1 protein-coding gene is annotated in these 1,235 nt (G+C 73.2%); it reads left to right on the top strand.

Annotated features, from left to right (window positions below):
• Positions 1-360 precede the first annotated feature (360 nt).
• The gene (locus tag ACFWN1_RS33340) at positions 361-1,206 is read left to right on the top strand and encodes a hypothetical protein (RefSeq protein ID WP_384370529.1); all 846 of its coding nucleotides are present in this window, start codon (positions 361-363) and stop codon (positions 1,204-1,206) included.
• Positions 1,207-1,235 lie beyond the last annotated feature (29 nt).

Here is a 1,235-nt window from a genome sequence, read left to right as displayed (position 1 = left end):
GGCGACGACCGTTCCGGCGACCGTGGTGGGTTCCGGGGTCGTGACGACCGTGGTGGCGACCGTCCCCCGTTCCGCCGTGACGAGCGTTCCGGCGACCGCCCTCCGTTCCGCCGCGACGACGACCGTCGTGGTGGGGACCGTCCCTCCTTCCGGCGTGACGACCGCCGCGACGACCGTTCCGGCGACCGGGGCGGGTTCCGTGGCCGGGACGACCGGGGCGGCGACCGTGGTGGATACCGTGGCCGCGACGACCGGGGCTCGCGGCCCGGTGAGCGCGGTGGGTACCGTGGGGGGGACGACCGGCGCGAGGGCGGCCGGTTCCGTGACGAGCGGGACCGTGACCGTGAGCCGATCAAGCGGCTGCCGATCCCCGAGGACGTCACCGGCGACGAGGTCGACAAGGACGTCCGCCAGGAGTTGCAGAGCCTCCCGAAGACGCTCGCCGAGGACGTCGCCAGGAACCTGGTGATGGTCGCCCGGCTCATCGACGAGGACCCCGAGGGTGCCTACGGCTACTCCAGGGTGGCCCTGCGGCTGGCGTCCCGCGTGGCCGCCGTGCGTGAGGCCGCCGGCTTCGCGGCGTACGCGAACCAGAAGTACAGCGAGGCCCTGGCCGAGTTCCGTGCCGCGCGCCGGATGACCGGCAGCACCGAGTTGTGGCCCGTGATGGCCGACTGCGAGCGTGGGCTCGGGCGTCCGGAGAAGGCGCTGGACATGGCCGGCGCCCCCGAGGTGCAGAAGCTGGACAAGGCCGGCCAGGTCGAGATGCGGCTCGTCGCGGCCGGTGCCCGGCGTGACATGGACCAGCTGGACGCGGCCATCGTGACGCTGCAGAGCCCGGAGCTGGCCTCCAACTCCGTCCAGCCCTGGACCGCCCGCCTGCGCTACGCCTACGCGGACGCCCTGCTGGCCGCCGGCCGGGAGAGCGAGGCGCGGGAGTGGTTCGGCAAGGCCGTCGAGGCCGACCGGGACGGCAGCACGGACGCCTCCGACCGTCTCGCCGAGCTGGACGGTGTCGAGTTCGTCGACGCGATGGACGAGGACGACGCCGAGAGCGCGACCGAGACCGTGGTGACGGTTCTGGTCGATGAGAACACCACGACCGCCGACGAGGCCGGTGCCGAGCCCGACGAGCCCACGGACGAGGACGAGCCCGAGGGCGTCGAGCCGAAGACCGTCCAGATCAAGGACACCCCCGAGGACTGATCCCCGGCGCATGAAGAAAGGGCGGGACC

Source organism: Streptomyces sp. NPDC058459, from assembly GCF_042721685.1.
GTDB lineage: Bacteria > Actinomycetota > Actinomycetes > Streptomycetales > Streptomycetaceae > Streptomyces.
This window is presented reverse-complemented; position numbering and strand designations above follow the sequence as displayed.